15 protein-coding genes are annotated in these 16,429 nt (G+C 63.4%); 13 read left to right on the plus strand and 2 right to left on the minus strand.

Translation table 11 applies throughout. From position 1 onward, the window contains the following. The first annotated feature begins 2 nt into the window (after positions 1 to 2). The 13 genes from leuD (at position 3) to HOP51_RS06840 (ending at position 13,301) form a co-directional block, all read left to right on the plus strand. Positions 3 to 650 carry a 3-isopropylmalate dehydratase small subunit gene (gene leuD, locus HOP51_RS06780; RefSeq protein WP_234273183.1) on the plus strand — a complete coding sequence of 216 codons (648 nt, stop codon included), beginning with the start codon at positions 3 to 5 and terminating at the stop codon, positions 648 to 650. Between the two features lie 14 nt (positions 651 to 664). After that, positions 665 to 1,744: a 3-isopropylmalate dehydrogenase gene (leuB, locus tag HOP51_RS06785; protein ID WP_234273184.1), complete on the plus strand. Its 1,080-nt coding sequence runs from the start codon at positions 665 to 667 to the stop codon at positions 1,742 to 1,744. A 105-nt stretch (positions 1,745 to 1,849) separates the two neighbouring features. Further along, positions 1,850 to 2,962 (plus strand): aspartate-semialdehyde dehydrogenase, encoded by a 1,113-nt coding sequence (gene asd / locus HOP51_RS06790; RefSeq protein ID WP_234273185.1) that lies wholly within the window; start codon positions 1,850 to 1,852, stop codon positions 2,960 to 2,962. Between the two features lie 160 nt (positions 2,963 to 3,122). Beyond that, positions 3,123 to 4,067: a tRNA pseudouridine(38-40) synthase TruA gene (gene truA / locus HOP51_RS06795; RefSeq protein ID WP_234273186.1), complete on the plus strand. Its 945-nt coding sequence runs from the start codon at positions 3,123 to 3,125 to the stop codon at positions 4,065 to 4,067. Beyond that, the gene (locus HOP51_RS06800; RefSeq protein WP_234273187.1) at positions 4,064 to 4,717 is read left to right on the plus strand and encodes a phosphoribosylanthranilate isomerase; all 654 of its coding nucleotides are present in this window, start codon (positions 4,064 to 4,066) and stop codon (positions 4,715 to 4,717) included. The genes truA and HOP51_RS06800 overlap by 4 nt, the downstream gene beginning before the upstream one ends. Positions 4,718 to 4,779: 62 nt before the next feature. Then, positions 4,780 to 5,994 (plus strand): tryptophan synthase subunit beta, encoded by a 1,215-nt coding sequence (gene trpB / locus HOP51_RS06805; protein ID WP_234273188.1) that lies wholly within the window; start codon positions 4,780 to 4,782, stop codon positions 5,992 to 5,994. A 2-nt stretch (positions 5,995 to 5,996) separates the two neighbouring features. Then, a complete protein-coding gene (gene trpA, locus HOP51_RS06810) occupies positions 5,997 to 6,812 on the plus strand; it encodes a tryptophan synthase subunit alpha (RefSeq protein WP_234273189.1) in 816 nt (271 codons plus the stop codon). Between the two features lie 82 nt (positions 6,813 to 6,894). Beyond that, on the plus strand, positions 6,895 to 7,911 hold the full coding sequence (accD, locus tag HOP51_RS06815) for an acetyl-CoA carboxylase, carboxyltransferase subunit beta (protein WP_234273190.1): 1,017 nt from the start codon (positions 6,895 to 6,897) through the stop codon (positions 7,909 to 7,911). Positions 7,912 to 7,920: 9 nt separating this feature from the next. After that, the gene (folC, locus tag HOP51_RS06820; RefSeq protein WP_234273191.1) at positions 7,921 to 9,228 is read left to right on the plus strand and encodes a bifunctional tetrahydrofolate synthase/dihydrofolate synthase; all 1,308 of its coding nucleotides are present in this window, start codon (positions 7,921 to 7,923) and stop codon (positions 9,226 to 9,228) included. Then, on the plus strand, positions 9,225 to 9,938 hold the full coding sequence (locus HOP51_RS06825) for an SPOR domain-containing protein (protein WP_234273192.1): 714 nt from the start codon (positions 9,225 to 9,227) through the stop codon (positions 9,936 to 9,938). Before folC ends, HOP51_RS06825 begins: the two co-directional genes overlap by 4 nt. Before the next feature lie 5 nt (positions 9,939 to 9,943). Further along, positions 9,944 to 10,513, plus strand: coding sequence for a CvpA family protein (locus HOP51_RS06830; RefSeq protein WP_234273269.1), 570 nt, complete (start codon positions 9,944 to 9,946; stop codon positions 10,511 to 10,513). A 56-nt stretch (positions 10,514 to 10,569) separates the two neighbouring features. Next, positions 10,570 to 12,093, plus strand: coding sequence for an amidophosphoribosyltransferase (purF, locus tag HOP51_RS06835; protein ID WP_234273193.1), 1,524 nt, complete (start codon positions 10,570 to 10,572; stop codon positions 12,091 to 12,093). A gap of 11 nt (positions 12,094 to 12,104) precedes the next feature. After that, positions 12,105 to 13,301, plus strand: coding sequence for an O-succinylhomoserine sulfhydrylase (locus HOP51_RS06840; protein ID WP_234273194.1), 1,197 nt, complete (start codon positions 12,105 to 12,107; stop codon positions 13,299 to 13,301). 68 nt (positions 13,302 to 13,369) lie between these two features. Here HOP51_RS06840 and HOP51_RS06845 read toward each other — a convergent pair whose 3' ends face one another. Further along, positions 13,370 to 15,070, minus strand: coding sequence for an HD domain-containing phosphohydrolase (locus tag HOP51_RS06845; RefSeq protein ID WP_234273195.1), 1,701 nt, complete (start codon positions 15,068 to 15,070; stop codon positions 13,370 to 13,372). Positions 15,071 to 15,104: 34 nt separating this feature from the next. Next, the gene (locus tag HOP51_RS06850) at positions 15,105 to 16,355 is read right to left on the minus strand and encodes an EAL domain-containing response regulator (RefSeq protein WP_338073035.1); all 1,251 of its coding nucleotides are present in this window, start codon (positions 16,353 to 16,355) and stop codon (positions 15,105 to 15,107) included. Positions 16,356 to 16,429: the final 74 nt, after the last annotated feature.

Consider the following 16,429-nt stretch of genomic DNA (forward strand, 5'->3'; position numbering starts at 1 on the left):
GCATGAGAAAGTTCGAACGTCAGCAGGGCCTCGTCGCGCCGCTCGATCGCGCCAACGTGGACACCGACCTGATCATCCCCAAGCAGTTCCTCAAGTCGATCAAGCGCACCGGCTTCGGCGTCAACCTGTTCGACGAGCTGCGCTATCTCGACGAGGGATATCCGGGGCAGGATTGCTCCAAGCGCCCGTTGAATCCCGATTTCGTGCTCAACCAGCCACGCTACCAGGGCGCCAGCGTGCTGCTGGCGCGACGCAATTTCGGTTGCGGCAGCTCGCGGGAGCATGCCCCCTGGGCGCTGGAGGACTTTGGCTTCCGCGTGGTGATCGCGCCGAGCTTTGCCGATATCTTCTACAACAACGCCTTCAAGAACGGATTGCTGCTGATCACCTTGCCGGAGGACGTTATCGACCGCCTGTTCCGCGAGGTGGAGGCGAACGAAGGCTATCGTCTCGACGTGGACCTCGAGAACCAGCGGGTGATCACGCCCTCGGGCGAGATCCTCGAGTTCGCGGTCGATGCCTTCCGCAAGCACTGTCTGCTCGAAGGGCTCGACGACATCGGCATCACCCTGCAGGACGAGAACGCCATTCGCGTCTTCGAGGAGAAGCATCGGCAGGAACGTCCCTGGCTGTTCCGCGATAGCGCTTGAACAAGGAAGCGACGATGACACGTAAAATTCTGGTACTGCCGGGTGACGGCATTGGCCCCGAGATCACTGCCCAGGCGAGCCGCATCCTGGCTGCCTGTCAGGCCCGTGGGCTCGACGCCGAGGTGGAGGAGGCGCTGGTGGGTGGTAGCGCCTATGACGAACATGGCGAGCCGCTGCCCGCCGTGACGCTGGACAAGGCCAAGGCCGCCGACGCCATCCTGCTCGGCGCGGTGGGCGGTCCCAAGTGGGACAAGCTCGAGGACCTGTCCAAGCGCCCCGAGAAGGGCCTGCTCGGCCTGCGCAAGAACCTCGGCCTGTTCGCCAACCTGCGCCCGGCCATCACCTACCCGCAACTGGCCAGCGCCTCCAGTCTCAGGCCCGAGCTGGTGGCAGGCCTCGACATCATGATCGTGCGCGAGCTGACCGGCGGTATCTACTTCGGCCAGCCCCGTGGCATCGAGGTGCGCGACGGCCAGCGTGTCGGCTTTAACACCTACGTCTACTCCGAGAGCGAGATCGAGCGTATCGGCCGGGTCGCCTTCGAGCTGGCGCAGAAGCGCGGCAAGCGCCTGTGCAGCGTCGACAAGGCCAATGTGCTCGAGGTCACCATCCTGTGGCGCGAGGTGATGGAGCGGCTGGCGCCGGAGTATCCCGACGTCGAGCTTTCGCACATGTACGTCGACAACGCCGCCATGCAGCTGGTGCGTGCGCCCAAACAATTCGATGTGATGGTCACCGGCAACATGTTCGGTGACATTCTCTCCGACGCTGCCGCCATGCTGACCGGTTCCATCGGCATGTTGCCCTCGGCCTCGCTCAACGAGAGCGGCCAGGGCATGTATGAACCCTGTCATGGCAGCGCTCCGGACATCGCCGGCCAGGGCATCGCCAATCCGCTGGCGACCATCCTCTCGGTGGCGATGATGCTGCGCTATTCGCTCTCCGAGCCTGAACTGGCGGCTCGCATCGAAAATGCTGTCGGGAAAGTGCTGGATGACGGCCTGCGGACCGCGGATATTGCCTCCGAGGGCACGCGCACAGTATCGACGAGCGAAATGGGCAACGCGGTGCTGGCGGCTTTCGAGGCGGCCTGAACGCCAACGCACATCATTGCCGTTATCCTGGGCCCGGGCTCGCCTGCGAGGTGAGCCCGGGTCGTGTATACTATTGGCCTCATACTTTCCAGGAGGACTTCACATATGTTGAAAGTCGGTTTCGTCGGATGGCGTGGCATGGTGGGCTCCGTGCTCATGCAACGCATGCAGGAGGATGGAGACTTCGATGGCATCGAGCCCATCTTCTTCACCACCTCCCAGGTCGGTCAGCCCGGCCCCGACATCGGCGTGGACGTGCCTCCGCTGAAAGATGCCACCGACATCGACGAACTCAAGGCGCTGGATGTGGTGATCACCTGTCAGGGTGGCGACTATACCAAGCAAGTCTACGGCGATCTGCGCGGCAGTGGTTGGAAGGGTTACTGGATCGATGCCGCCAGTACCCTGCGCATGGAGGACGAGGCGACCATCGTGCTCGACCCCGTCAACCGTCACGTCATCGATGCGCAACTTGCGCATGGTGCCAAGACCTTCGTCGGCGGCAACTGCACCGTCAGCCTGATGCTGATGGGACTGGGCGGGCTGTTCGAGGCCGACCTGATCGAATGGATGACTTCCATGACTTATCAGGCCGCCTCCGGCTCCGGTGCCAAGCACATGCGCGAGCTGCTCAATCAGATGGGCGCACTGCGCGACGTGGTCAAGAGCGAGCTCGACAATCCTTCCAGTGCGATTCTGGACATCGACCGCAAGGTGGCCGCGGCCATGCAGGGCCGTGATTTCCCGGTCGACAACTTCACCGCCCCGCTGGCTGGCAGCCTGCTGCCATGGATCGACACCAAGCTTGACAATGGCCAGAGCCGCGAGGAGTGGAAAGGCAGTGTCGAGAGCAATAAGATCCTCGGTCTGCAATCCAGCCCGATCCCGATCGATGGTCTGTGCGTACGCATCGGCGCCATGCGCTCGCACAGCCAGGCCTTCACCATCAAGTTGAAGAAGGATGTGCCGTTAGATGAAATCGAGGAGCGCATCGCCAAGCACAACGAGTGGGTGAAGGTGATTTCCAATGACAAGGAAGCCAGCATTGCCGGCCTGACACCGGCCGCTGTCACCGGTACGCTGTCCATTCCGGTGGGACGTCTACGCAAGCTGAACATGGGCGGCGAGTACCTCTCGGCCTTCACCGTTGGCGATCAACTGCTGTGGGGCGCAGCCGAACCTCTCAAGCGCATGCTGAAGATCCTCCGCGAGCAGTAATGCTCGTTGAAGTGGCATTGACGGGGTATCTCCTGCAGGAGATGCCCCGTTTTGGAACGCGCTCGTCCGGTGCTGCAGCGTCTGGGCGACGGGGCCGGGAATTTCCACCTGCGCAACGAGGCGCAGGTATTGCTCTCACATTATCGACACTGACGGTGGCATGACCCTGTTCCGACCTCTCGACGATCGTCACCCCCTGAGCGGCCGTTTGGCCATGGGAGTGGAATATGACGGCAGCGCTTACTGCGGCTGGCAGCGGCTCAAGCATGCCCCCTCGGTCCAGGCCGAGCTGGAGCGGGCACTCTCCAAGGTAGCGAGCCAGCCGGTAACGGTGCATGCCAGCGGTCGAACCGATTCCGGCGTGCACGCCACGCGCCAGATCGTACACTTCGACGCCCCCGCGCCCCGCTCGCAGAAGGCTTGGGTATTCGGCGTCAATGCCAACCTGGCGCGCGATGTCGCGGTGCGCTGGGTGCGCGAGGTGTCCGACGGCTTCCACGCCCGTTTCAAGGCCCTGGCGCGTCGTTATCGTTACCTCATTCTCAACCAGCCGAGCCGGCCGGTGCTGGAGCGCGCCAACGTCACCTGGTGCCGCGACCCACTGGATGCCGAGGCCATGCATCGTGCGGCCCAGGCGCTGGTGGGCGAGCACGACTTCTCCAGCTTTCGTGCGGCGGGTTGCCAGTCGAAGACGCCCTGGCGTCGCCTGCACTTCATCGAGGTGCACCGCCACGGCCCGCTAGTGGTGGTCGACGTACAGGGCAATGCGTTCCTGCACCACATGATCCGCAACATCGTCGGCGCCCTGGTCACCGTGGGGCGTGGCGAGCGTGGCGACGACTACCTGGCCGAACTGTTGGCGCTCAGGGATCGTACGCTCTCCGACGTTACCGCGCCCGCTTGCGGGCTGCACTTCGTCGACTCGCTCTACGACGAGGCCTGGGACCTGCCGCGTGAGCCGCTGGGGCCGAACCTGCTGGCCTTTCTCGGCGAGTGGACCGGTGAACGCGAACTGCCGGTGTGTTCCATGGTCGAATTTCGTCGGGGCCGGCCCATGGCCGAAGCTGCGGGTAACGCGCCCATGGCGAAGGAGGGCGAGTCATGACGGTACCCTGTGTGCAACCGACACGTACCCGCATCAAATTCTGTGGCCTGACCCGAGAACGTGACGTGGCCGATGCCGTGGCTGCCGGTGCCGATGCCTTGGGGTTCGTGCTATGGCCGGGTAGCAAGCGCTGCGTCGACGAGGAGCGCCTTGCCGCATTGGCAGCCCAGGTGCCGGCTTTCGTCACTCGAGTGGGGCTGTTCGTCGATCAGAACGCCGAACTCATCGCGCGCAGTGCCGTTCACCTCGACCTGCTGCAGTTCCACGGCGACGAGACGCCAGCATTCTGTGCCGGCTTTGGCCGGCCCTGGATCAAGGCGCTGCGCATGCGCGACGATCTCGATCTGCACGCCGCCGCCACGGCCTATGACGGCGCCCAGGCGCTGCTGCTGGATGCCTATCGCCCGGGGATGCCGGGCGGTACCGGCGAGACCTTCGACTGGTCGCGAATCCCCGCAAGTCTTGAAAAACCTGTTATTCTCGCGGGTGGGCTGACGGCGGACAATGTCGCCGACGCCATCGAGTGCGTGCGCCCCTTTGCGGTGGACGTTTCCGGAGGTGTGGAGGCCGAGCCCGGCTGCAAGGATCCCTGCCTGTTGTCGGCGTTTGCCGCGGCGGTGGCCGAGGCGGATCGCAAGCGCCTGGCATGATCGTCTTTTGCCCAAGCTGACCCAACCCCTGTCCCTTATGGCGACCCTATGAGGTGTCTTTAGTGAGCAAGTTCAGTGACCTGACCCGACTGCCGGACGCCCGCGGCCACTTCGGCCCCTATGGCGGCCGGTTCGTCTCGGAGACCCTGAGCTTCGCCCTGGACGATCTGGAGAAGACCTACATGCGTCTTCGCGAAGATCCCGGTTTCCAGGCCGAATTCGACTATGATCTGGCCCATTACGTGGGCCGTCCTTCTCCGCTCTACCATGCGGAGCGATGGTCGAAGCAGCTCGGCGGGGCACAGATCTGGCTCAAGCGCGAAGACCTCAACCATACTGGCGCGCACAAGGTGAACAACACCATCGGCCAGGCGCTGCTGGCCAAGATGAGCGGCAAGCCGCGGGTGATTGCCGAGACCGGTGCCGGCCAGCACGGCGTGGCGACGGCCACCGTCGCGGCGCGTCTGGGGCTGAAGTGCGAGGTCTACATGGGCGCCGAGGACGTGCAGCGCCAGAAGCTCAACGTCTATCGCATGCGTCTGCTCGGGGCCAACGTGATTGCGGTGGAGTCCGGCACCCGCACGCTCAAGGATGCCATGAACGAGGCGCTGCGCGATTGGGTCACCAACGTCGATGACACCTTCTACATCATCGGCACCGTGGCCGGGCCACACCCCTATCCCATGCTGGTACGCGACTTCAACGCCGTGGTCGGCCGCGAGGCGCGCCGCCAGTCGCTCGAAGAATTCGGCAAGTTGCCCGATGCGCTGATTGCCTGCGTGGGGGGCGGCTCCAACGCCATGGGCCTGTTCTACCCCTTCGTCGAGGATGACGACGTCGCCATGTACGGTGTCGAAGCCGGCGGCGACGGCGTCGAAACCGGGCGCCATGCGGCACCGCTGGCTTCCAATGCGCCACGTGGCGTGCTGCATGGCAATCGCACCTATCTGATGTCCGACGAAGGCGGCCAGGTGGCGGATACCCACTCGATCTCGGCCGGCCTGGACTACCCTGGCGTAGGACCCGAACATGCGCTGTGGAAGGACGTGGGGCGGGTGCAATACGTGGCGGCCAACGATGACGCCGTGCTCGAGGCTTTCCGCGAGCTGACCCGGGTGGAGGGCATCATGCCGGCGCTGGAATCGGCCCATGCTCTGGCGCATGCCAAGGTATTGGCCCCGACCCTGCGTCCCGACCAGAACATCGTGGTCAATCTCTCCGGCCGCGGCGACAAGGACATCATGACGGTCGCCAAGATCGACGGCCTGGAGTTTTGACGATGAATCGAATCGATGAACGTTTCGCCGAACTCAAGGCCCAGGGGCGTCGCGCACTGATCCCCTACATCACCGCCGGCGATCCGGCTCCACGCTACACGGTAGGCTTCATGCATGCCCTGGTGGAAGCGGGTGCCGATGTGATCGAACTGGGAGTTCCGTTCTCCGATCCCATGGCTGATGGTCCGGTGATCCAGAAGGCCTGCGAGCGGGCGCTCAAGCACGGCGTACGCCTCACCCATCTGTTCGAAATGGTGCGCGAATTCCGTCAGCGTGACGACCAGACCCCGATCGTGCTGATGGGATATCTCAATCCTATCGAGCGTATCGGTCTCGAAGCTTTCGCCGAGCAGGCCGCCGCTGCTGGCGTCGATGGTGTGCTGACCGTGGACATGCCGCCCGAAGAGGCCGACGAGTTCGGGCCCATCCTCAAGCAGCAGGGTTTGGCTTCGATCTTTCTGGTCGCCCCTACCACATCGCAGGAACGGGCCGCTACAATATGCGCCCATGGCGAGGGCTACCTCTACTATGTCGCGCTCAAGGGGGTGACCGGGGCCGCCACGCTGAACGCCGCGGATGTGGCCGAGCACCTGGCACCGCTGCGTGGCTTGACCGATCTGCCACTGTGCGTCGGCTTCGGCATTCGTGACGGTGCTTCTGCCGCCGAGGTCGGCAAGGTTGCCGATGGTGTCATCGTTGGCAGTGCCTTGGTCAACCGTATCGCCGAGCACGCCGAGCGACCGGAAGCGATTGCTGGAGAACTCAAGGCCATTCTCGGTGAGATGCGCCAGGCTCTGGATGCGCTGCCGGCGCATTAGCCACGAGGCTGTCCTTGCCCACGATTTCGACTCATGACGCCCGGTATCGCCGGACGCAACAGCATACGGAAGTCTTTCTGACATGAGCTGGCTCGACAAGATTGTTCCCTCCATGGGGCGGATTCAGCGCAAGGACCGGCGGGCCAGTGTGCCCGACGGCCTGTGGCGCAAGTGCCCAAAGTGCGAGGCGGTACTCTACCTGCCCGAACTAGAGAAGCATCACAACGTCTGTCCTAAATGTGACCATCACCTGCGGTTGACGGCGCGCAAGCGGCTCGACTGGTTCCTCGACAAGGATGGGCGAGAGGAGATCTCTGCCGATCTGGAGCCGGTGGATCGCCTCAAGTTCCGCGATTCGAAGAAGTACAAGGATCGCCTTGGCGCGGCTCAGAAGGAAACCGGCGAGAAGGATGCTCTGGTAGCCATGCGCGGCACGCTGGATGGCCTGCCTGTGGTCGTGGTGGCCTTCGAGTTCACCTTCATGGGCGGCTCCATGGGCGCGGTAGTGGGTGAGAAGTTCGTGCGTGCGGCCACCCTGGCGCTCGAGGAGCGTATTCCCTTCGTCTGCTTCTCCGCCTCGGGCGGGGCGCGGATGCAGGAAGCGCTTTTCTCGCTGATGCAGATGGCCAAGACTTCGGCGGCGCTGGAGCGCCTGCGCGTGGCTGGCGTACCCTACATCTCGGTGTTGACCGACCCGGTGTTCGGTGGCGTTTCGGCGTCGCTGGCCATGCTCGGCGATCTCAACGTGGCCGAGCCCAATGCCCTGATCGGCTTCGCCGGCCCTCGCGTCATCGAGCAGACCGTGCGCGAGAAGCTCCCCGAAGGCTTCCAGCGCAGCGAGTTCCTGCTCGAGCACGGCACGGTGGACATGATCGTTCATCGTGGCGAAATGCGTGACCGCCTCGGTGGCGTGCTGCGCAAGCTGACCCATCAGCCCCCCAGCGGCCTCGAAGAGAACGTGCTTCTCGAGCCGGACCTGGTTGACGAGGCCGAGCGCGCAGAAGCGGAAGAGGGCGAATACATCGATGCGGTCGAGACGGGTACGTCGGAGGAAACTTCGTCGTCCGAGAACCTCGATCGTGGCGACCCGGCGCGCTGATTGCCCGTGATGGCTGCGATTCCGTCTCGTACCCTGGAGGCCTGGCTCGATTACCTGGAACGGCTCCACCCGGTGGGCATCGACCTTGGCCTCGACAGGGTGGCCGAGGTGGCCCGCCGCATGGGGCTGCTGGACAATCGCCTGGCGCCGCGGGTGATCACGGTCGCCGGGACCAATGGCAAGGGTTCGACCGTCGCCATGATCGAGGCGTTGGCCAGGGCGCACGGTTTGACTACGGCCGCCTACACCTCGCCGCACCTGCTGCGTTACAACGAAAGGCTGCGTCTCGACGGTGCCGAGGCAGACGATGCCACGCTGATTGCCGGCTTCGAAGCCGTCGAGGCCGCACGCCTGGCCGACGAGCCCGTCAGCCTGACCTACTTCGAGGCCGGAACCTTGGCGGCGTTGTGGGCCATTGCCCATCACTCGCCTGATCTCGCTGTGCTCGAAGTGGGGCTGGGCGGCCGCCTGGACGCGGTCAACGTCATCGATGCCGACATCGCCGTGATCACGACCATCGCTCTCGACCACGCGGCCTTCCTTGGCACCGACCTTGCGGGAATTGGCCGCGAGAAAGCCGGGATCATGCGTGCCGGAAGCCCTGCCATCCTGGGTAGCAACGAGCTTCCCGACAGCGTACGCCAGTGTGCCGAGGCTTGCGGTGCTCCGGTTCTGGCGCTGGGGCAGGAGTTTCGCTGGCAAGCGGGCGTTTCAGGCCGCTTCGGCTGGCAGGGAACCATTGGCGATGACGCCTCGCCGAGCCTGGAAGACTTGCCCGACCCGGGGCTGCCGCTGGACAATGCGGCAACGGCACTGCAGGCGCTGGCCGCAGCCGGCATGGCGCTCGATGAAGTGAGCTGCCGGCTGGCCCTGCGTGAGTTGCGAGTCCCTGGCCGCATGCAATGGTTGGGGCAATGGTGCCTGGACGTGGGCCATAACCCGCATGCTGCGGGCTATCTTGCGGAGAAGCTCTCGGCGCAGCCATGCCGTGGACGCACCTGGGTGCTGCTTGGCATGCTGGCCGACAAGGATGCCGATGGGGTCGTCGAGGCTCTGGCCAAGGTGGCGGATGGCTGGGTAGCGGTGACCCTGGCCGGCGAACGGGCGCGCGCAGCAGCCGACCTGGCGGGCCGCATCGAGAATCAAGGCGGTCATGTCGCCTACCAGGCCGAGTCGCCCGAGGCTGGCGCCGAATGGCTGTCTGGGCGTCTGGCACCGGATGATCGCGTGCTGGTATGCGGCTCCTTCTTCATGGTGGCGGCCATACTGGCATGGAAGCAGGCGCAGTCGGCCTGGCTGGGGCAGGAGGGCAAATGAAGTACGGAATGCGCGAAAGAATCAGTGGGGCCATCATCCTGATCGCCCTGGCAGTCATTTTCGTGCCGATGCTGTTCGACGAGCCGGCGCCTCGCGACGAGCGCCCCCAGCCGATGCTGACCATCGAGCAACCGGTTCCGGTGGAGCGGCGTAACGTGCCCGACCCGCAGCCGCCGGAGAGTCTGGGTGAGATTCGCACTCCCGAGACGAGTCCCGCACGGATGGAGCCGCAACCCCCCCTCGAAGACGTCGAGCCCGATCCCGGTGAAGCGGCTCGCGTGGAGACGGCCCCCGCCGTGGCGGTTCAGCCAGGCACTGCGGATAGCGACTCGGAGCAGCCTTCAGCGCCGGCCGAGACCGCTCGTCAGGATCCGATCGCCGATCTGGCCCAGGCTGCCTCCGAGCGGCTGGAAAGCAACCAGCCGGCTTCCTCCAGCCCCGAGCCTGAGCGCCAGACAGCCGCCGTGAGCGCTTCGCCCGGCGGCGAATGGGCCGTTCAGGTGGGCAGCTTCGGTGAGGCGGGCAATGCCGAGCGGTTGCTGGTGCGGCTGCAGGAGCAGGGTTTTCCTGCCTATAGTCGGCAGCGCGACAACAACATGACCACGGTCTATGTCGGCCCCTTCGACTCTTCGGAAGCCGGTGAGCGGGCCATGAACGCGGTGAAAGAACGAATCAATCAGCAGGGACTGCTGGTTCGCGTGAGAGATTGATGGCAATGACGCTGACCTGGATCGACTGGGGTTTTCTTGCCGTACTGGCCATCTCGACCCTGGCGGGCTTCATGCGCGGCCTGATCCGCGAAGGGTTGGGGCTGGCGGCTTGGATCATCGCGCTGCTGGCCGCCCGGCTGCTGGCCGAGCCGGTGGCCGAGCTGCTGTCCGGTCTGATCGATCACCCCGATGGCCGGCTGGTGCTCGCTTTCGTGCTGGTGATCCTCGGCGTGGTACTGCTTTGCGGTATCGTCATTCGTATGGTTCATGCCGCCGTGGAGTGGGTCGGCATGGGCTTCTTCAATCGTGTCGCCGGCGCTTGTTTTGGAGTCGCCCGCGGTGCAGCCATACTGGTAGTAGCCACTATCCTGATCAGCCTGACACCGCTGGCCCAACTGCAGGCGTGGCAGAATGCAGAGCTGCGGCCCACTTTCGAGCAACTGCGTGACTGGGCAGTGAGCCAGCTCGAAGCCTGGGAAGGGCGTATGCCCGAGGCCGCCGAGGGCTGGCGGAACATTTCGCTGCCCGAGCGTCGTGACGGGCAGGCGCCCGAGTCGGCCGACGACGTGCTGTGAACGACGGATTTTCCTTTGCCGACCCGGTCGGCACCCTGCAAGCGAGGTAAGGTGGAATGTGCGGTATCGTCGGCCTTCTGGCCAAGCAGACCGTGAACCAGGCTATCTATGACGCCCTGACGGTGCTTCAGCATCGCGGCCAGGACGCCGCTGGCATGATGACATGGAGCGAGGGGCGCTTTCTGCTGCGCAAGAGCAATGGTCTGGTGCGCGATGTGTTCCACACGCGCCACATGGCACGACTGCAGGGCAACCTAGGCATTGGGCATGTACGCTATCCCACCGCGGGATCTTCCAGCGAGGCAGAGTCGCAGCCGTTCTATGTCAATTCTCCGTATGGCATCGCGCTGGCACACAACGGCAACCTGACGAATTCCGAGCAGCTCAAGCAGGAGCTGTTCTCTTCCGACCTGCGGCATATCAATACCAGTTCGGATTCCGAGGTGCTGCTCAACGTGTTCGCCCATGAGTTGGGCAAGCAGGGGCTGCATCTTTCCCCCGGCGATATCTTCGACGCAGTGCGACGGGTACATCGCCGCTGCCGGGGCGGCTACGCCGCGGTGGCCATCATCAACGGTGTCGGCCTGGTTGCTTTCCGTGACCCCAACGGTATCCGCCCAGTGGTATTCGGCACCCGCGACGAGGGCAATGGACAGGAGGTGATGATTGCCTCGGAATCAGTGGCGCTCGATGTTGGCGGCTTCGAGCTGCATCGCGACCTGGCCCCTGGCGAGGCGATCTTCGTCGACATGGACGGGGCGCTGCACACCCAACAGTGTGCCGACATGCCGCAGCTGTCGCCGTGTATCTTCGAGCACGTCTACCTGGCGCGTCCCGACTCGATCCTCGACGGTGCCTATGTCTACGGCACGCGCATGCACATGGGGCGCAAGCTTGGCGACCGCATCCGCAGCGAGTGGCCGGATCATGATATCGATGTGGTGATCCCGATCCCGGATACTTCGCGTACCTCGGCGCTGGAGTTGGCCCAGCACCTGGGTGTGACCTATCGCGAAGGTTTCATGAAGAATCGTTACATCGGCCGCACCTTCATCATGCCGGGCCAGACGCAGCGCAAGAAATCGGTACGCCAGAAGCTCAATGCCATCGGCATCGAGTTCAAGGGCAAGAACGTGCTGCTGGTGGACGACTCCATCGTACGTGGCACCACCTGCAAGCAGATCATCCAGATGGCCCGTGACGCAGGTGCCAACAAGGTCTACTTCGCCTCGGCGGCGCCGCCGGTGCGCTATCCTAACGTCTACGGTATCGACATGCCGGCGGCCACGGAACTGATCGCCCATGGCCGCAGCGAGGCTGAGGTGGGCGAGTTGATCGGAGCCGACCGCATCTTCTATCAGGACCTGGAAGACCTGAAGGCTGCCTGTCGCGAGGTCAACCCGGAATTCGAGCATTTCGACTGCTCGGTATTTGACGGTCGCTACGTGACCGGCGATATCGATGCCGGCTACCTGTCGGCGCTGGAGGCGTCGCGCAACGACGCCGCCAAGCAGCAATCGAGTGCTGGGGCCCACGCGCTGGTGGGCATGCATAATCAGGACGACGACATCGACGACTGAGGTGGCCGAGCATGAATGACGAAATGAGCCCTGACGATAGCTGGGCGCTGGAAACCCTGGCGATTCGCGCGGGCCATCGGCGCACCCACGAGCAGGAGCATGGCGAGCCGATCTTTCCCACCTCGAGCTTCGTCTATGGCAGCGCCGCCGAGGCGGCGCGCAAGTTCGGCGGGGAGGAGCGCGGCAACGTCTACTCGCGCTTCACCAACCCCACGGTACATACCTTCGAGCGTCGCCTGGCGGCGCTCGAAGGAGGCGAGCGCTGTGTGGCGACGAGCTCCGGCATGGCGGCGATTCTTTCCACGGTGCTTGCCCTGCTCCAGGCTGGTGACGAGATCGTCGCCTCGCGCTCGCTGTTCGGTTCCACCGTCAGCCTGTTCGACAAGTACTTCGGCAAGCTGGGCATTGCTACGTGCTATGTGGAGCTTTCCGACCTGGCCGCCTGGGAGGCAGCGATCACGCCCAGAACGCGCCTATTGTTCGCCGAGACGCCCTCCAACCCGCTCTCCGAAGTTGTCGACATTGCCGCGCTTGCCGAGATCGCTCACCGACATGAAGCGCTGCTCGCCATCGACAACTGCTTCCTGACGCCTGCGCTGCAAAAGCCGTTGACGCTGGGGGCCGATCTGGTGATCCATTCCGCCACCAAATATCTGGACGGGCAGGGTCGTGCGGTCGGAGGCGCCGTAGTCGGGCACGACAAGGAGCTGGAGGAGGTGTTCGGGGTCGTTCGCACCTGTGGACCATGCCTGAGTCCGTTCAACGCCTGGCTCTTCACCAAGGGCCTCGAGACGCTCTCGCTGCGCATGCGCGCCCACTGCGAGAATGCCCAGACACTGGCCGGGTGGCTGCAGGCGCACCCGGCGGTGGCTCGGGTGCACTACAGCGGTTTGGCGGAGCACCCGCAGCATGAACTGGCCCGCCGTCAGCAGAGCGGCTTCGGTGCAGTGCTGGGCTTCGAAGTGAAAGGAGGGCGTGAGGCCGCCTGGTCGGTTATCGATGCCACTCGCATGCTCTCGATCACCGGCAACCTGGGTGACGTCAAGACCACCATCACTCATCCTGCCACCACCACGCATGGGCGGCTGTCGCAACCGCAGAAGGAGGCGGCAGGCATCGGTGAAGGGTTGATCCGCGTGGCGGTGGGGCTCGAGGCGCTCGATGACATCCGTAGGGACCTGGCTCGTGGCCTGGACGCGCTGGCGTAGCCGGTGTCCAACGGAGCGATGTCGACACTCGGTACCGCATCGGGGCGCCACTTGGTTTTCTCACTCGCTCAAAGCTGGAAGTTGGCGGGGTCGACCACCTCTTCCAGTTTGCCGATCTGCTGTATGTCCTGGTCAGCCAAGACTGTGTCGAGCTTAGAGTCCTGAAATGCCAGGTTCTTGACGACACGAACCTGTCTCGGCGAGCCCTCACGGTCGAGTTCCATGACCCAGGCGAGAAATCCGCCCGTATATTTGACTAGGCTGCCCACCGGGTACAAGCCGTAGCGGCGGACATAGCGAGTCAGGCACTTCTTGTCGTAGCCGTCGTTGCCGTATACCCAGCGGTAGGCATCCAAAGGCGACAGGGCGGGCCTGCCGTTGCGTGCATGAGTTAGCGTATCGACGATCTTGATGATCGATGCGGTGCGCACCAGTTCCGACAATGCTTCTGCCCTCTTGCCAGCCGGGTAGCCACTGCCATCGAGCCGCTCGTTGATATCGCCGACGATGCGGTTGAGTACGGGGCCGGGGGACCATCCCACCTTATGCAACTGCCGGCGCAGTGCCTCCACATGGTGTTTCAAGAGGTTTCTCTGAGATGCCGTCAGGTGGGTATCCAGGGAGGGCAGATGCTCGCTGAGCAGCAGGGGTTTTCCCATCGCGTGCAGCAGGATGCCGGCCACCGCTTCCCGCGCATCGTCAACGAGGCCGGGTTGCGTTGGCAGAACGTCGCCCAACAGGGCAGCGACTCGCACGGAGTGCCGTACCCACGCCGCTTCTTCGCTGAGATAGCGCAGGGCATACAGAAACTGATGGCGATCGCTCTCGGCCAGGTGCAGCAGGGTGTCCGCGCTATCGTAAAGCATGTCTTCGGGGAAGGGGCGTTCATTTTTCAGACAATGCAAAATGATGTGTTGTTGTCGAGCCACCTCTTTGATGGCATGGGCCATGGGCGGTAGCTTGTTTCGCCGCTTGTTCGAATTGGCCGGTTTTTTGTCGTGGGGGCTGACGAGGAAAAGCGGTGATATTCCCGCCCGCCGGTTCTCCATTCCCATGCGCCTGGCCAACTCCGCTTCGGATTCGGTGATGAAGTAGAGCAGGCGCTGTCGCATATCTCGATCGAGATCGATGAAGCGTATTCCAACCGCCACGTGCCGCGCGCGACCGAAGGGGCGCATGTTGCGTATCGAACCCTTGGAGCGCAAACCCTCACCGTTGGGGAATTGAATGTAAATATTTGGTAGCTGCTGGTGTATCGTCAGCGGCATGCTGTCCTCGAGCGGGACTTCGAGCATGCAGCCGCCTACTGAAAGATTGCACAGGCGGGCGCTGATGGTGAGGCCCGTGTACACGTCGAGCGACACCGAGGCCGACATTCCTAGCACAAACGGAACTCTGACGCCTCCGGGCTTGATGGTGATCAGCAGCGTGTCGGCCAGGGTGCAGCGGACCTCGAACAGGCTGCTATGGATCCGTTCACAGGTCGCCTGGACCTTTTCGAAGCACAGCAGTAGCGGTGGGTCGTCCCGGTTGATCTTTTCCAGGTCAAAGGATACCAGCCCGTCGGATAGGTAATCGCCGATGTTGCCCGCAGGGCAGAAAACACGCAAGGTCAGGGTTCTTCTGCCGATATCGATGCCTGCCACCTGCGCTGACAGCGGATGGGCCCGAGTGTTGGAGAAGATGGTGATGTCGTGACTTCCCTCGACGATTCGCCCGACGGTGCGGATGGCCTGATTGGAAAGTGCTGATGTCGTCTTCCATTCCATAGAGAAATTCCGCAGACAGGCAATCGATGAGGGGTTAGCGGCGGCGCGTTCCCAAAGCGCGCCACGGCCACTCCGGTGCGCTGCTCAGCCAGTTGGTGAGCTTTTCGCCGGACATGGGATGTGCGATAAAATATCCCTGAACCAGGTCACAACCGACGAAATCGAGAAACTGCAGGGTCGCCTCGTCCTCGACGCCCTCCGCCGTCGAGCGAAGCCCCAAGGAATGGCCAAGTTCGACAATGCTCTTGACGACCGAACGTGACGTAGCAGAATGCAGGGCCGTGGCAACGAAGGCTCTGTCTACCTTGATCTCGGAAAACGGTAACCTTGCCAGCTGTTGCATCGAGGAGTAGCCGGCCCCGAAATCATCGATAGAGAGCTGAAAGCCTTGCACCCTCAATCGTGTCAACAGTTCGAGGGAAAGTACGGGGTCGTCCAGTGCACTGGTTTCGGTCAGTTCGAGGACCACCCGGCTGGTGTCCACTTCATGGCTTTCGCACAGTTGGGCCATGACCTCGGGAAAATCCGGTCGAGTGAGATTACGCGCAGAGATGTTGATGGACAGCGACGGAACGTTTTGCGCCACGATGTCGGCAAACGCCCGTGGCGGAGACAGAATATTCGTGCGAAACCAGAACAGCGCCTGCTCGGCTATCCGTGCGGTGAATTCTGGCATCAGGCCAGCTCGTTCGATTGCCGGAATGAAGCGGTCGGGAGCAATGAGTCCATCCACAGGGTGCCGCCACCTTGCCAGGGCCTCGAATCCCGCCAACTGGCCGTCGCGGCAGAATACTTGAGGCTGGTAGGCCAGACTGAACTCGCAGTTCTCGATGGCTTGAAGCAGGATGGAAGAGGGCAGCTCCAGCGTATGGTGGGCACCAAGCTCGTATGTGGCGGGCAGGTCCCCGCCCACCTGCCTCAGCATCCAGCTCAGTCCGCTCGAGGAGAAGGGCTTGGTCAAGTGGCCGATAACGCGCAGACCGCGTGCCGAGGCTATTCGGGCCGCAGCATCGAGTACCCGCGGGTCGGCTCCGCTGGTCAGAATGACACTGGCCTCGCTCCCTCGGTCTGCCAGCAACCGGATGATGTCGAGGCCATCCGTTCCGGACATGGGCAGGTCGATCAACACGCAGGCCGGGCGTTCCTCGTTCAGGGCGGAATGAAAGCCTTCGACACTCTCTGCTATGCGCACCTGCAGTGCTGCATCCTTTGCGATGCGAGCCGCGGCCCGGGCCGCCTGGGGGTCATGCTCGAAAATCAACAAACGTTCCATATGAATCGTCATGCCGTAGTCCAGACCTCTGTGCCCGTCCCTGCCGAATGTCTCGCGCCCCCACGAATGCTATTCTTGTTTCCATA

The organism is Billgrantia zhangzhouensis, assembly GCF_021404465.1.
GTDB lineage: Bacteria > Pseudomonadota > Gammaproteobacteria > Pseudomonadales > Halomonadaceae > Halomonas > Halomonas zhangzhouensis.

Excerpts from the sequence above, each read along its gene's own strand:
- leuD (WP_234273183.1), top strand. The coding sequence starts at position 3 with ATGAGAAAGTTCGAACGTCAGCAGGGCCTCGTCGCGCCGCTCGATCGC.
- leuB (WP_234273184.1), top strand. The coding sequence starts at position 665 with ATGACACGTAAAATTCTGGTACTGCCGGGTGACGGCATTGGCCCCGAG.
- asd (WP_234273185.1), top strand. The coding sequence starts at position 1,850 with ATGTTGAAAGTCGGTTTCGTCGGATGGCGTGGCATGGTGGGCTCCGTG.
- truA (WP_234273186.1), top strand. The coding sequence starts at position 3,123 with ATGACCCTGTTCCGACCTCTCGACGATCGTCACCCCCTGAGCGGCCGT.
- HOP51_RS06800 (WP_234273187.1), top strand. The coding sequence starts at position 4,064 with ATGACGGTACCCTGTGTGCAACCGACACGTACCCGCATCAAATTCTGT.
- trpA (WP_234273189.1), top strand. The coding sequence starts at position 5,997 with ATGAATCGAATCGATGAACGTTTCGCCGAACTCAAGGCCCAGGGGCGT.
- accD (WP_234273190.1), top strand. The coding sequence starts at position 6,895 with ATGAGCTGGCTCGACAAGATTGTTCCCTCCATGGGGCGGATTCAGCGC.
- folC (WP_234273191.1), top strand. The coding sequence starts at position 7,921 with ATGGCTGCGATTCCGTCTCGTACCCTGGAGGCCTGGCTCGATTACCTG.
- HOP51_RS06825 (WP_234273192.1), top strand. The coding sequence starts at position 9,225 with ATGAAGTACGGAATGCGCGAAAGAATCAGTGGGGCCATCATCCTGATC.
- HOP51_RS06830 (WP_234273269.1), top strand. The coding sequence starts at position 9,944 with ATGACGCTGACCTGGATCGACTGGGGTTTTCTTGCCGTACTGGCCATC.
- purF (WP_234273193.1), top strand. The coding sequence starts at position 10,570 with ATGTGCGGTATCGTCGGCCTTCTGGCCAAGCAGACCGTGAACCAGGCT.
- HOP51_RS06840 (WP_234273194.1), top strand. The coding sequence starts at position 12,105 with ATGAATGACGAAATGAGCCCTGACGATAGCTGGGCGCTGGAAACCCTG.
- HOP51_RS06845 (WP_234273195.1), bottom strand. The coding sequence starts at position 15,070 with ATGGAATGGAAGACGACATCAGCACTTTCCAATCAGGCCATCCGCACC.
- HOP51_RS06850 (WP_338073035.1), bottom strand. The coding sequence starts at position 16,355 with ATGACGATTCATATGGAACGTTTGTTGATTTTCGAGCATGACCCCCAG.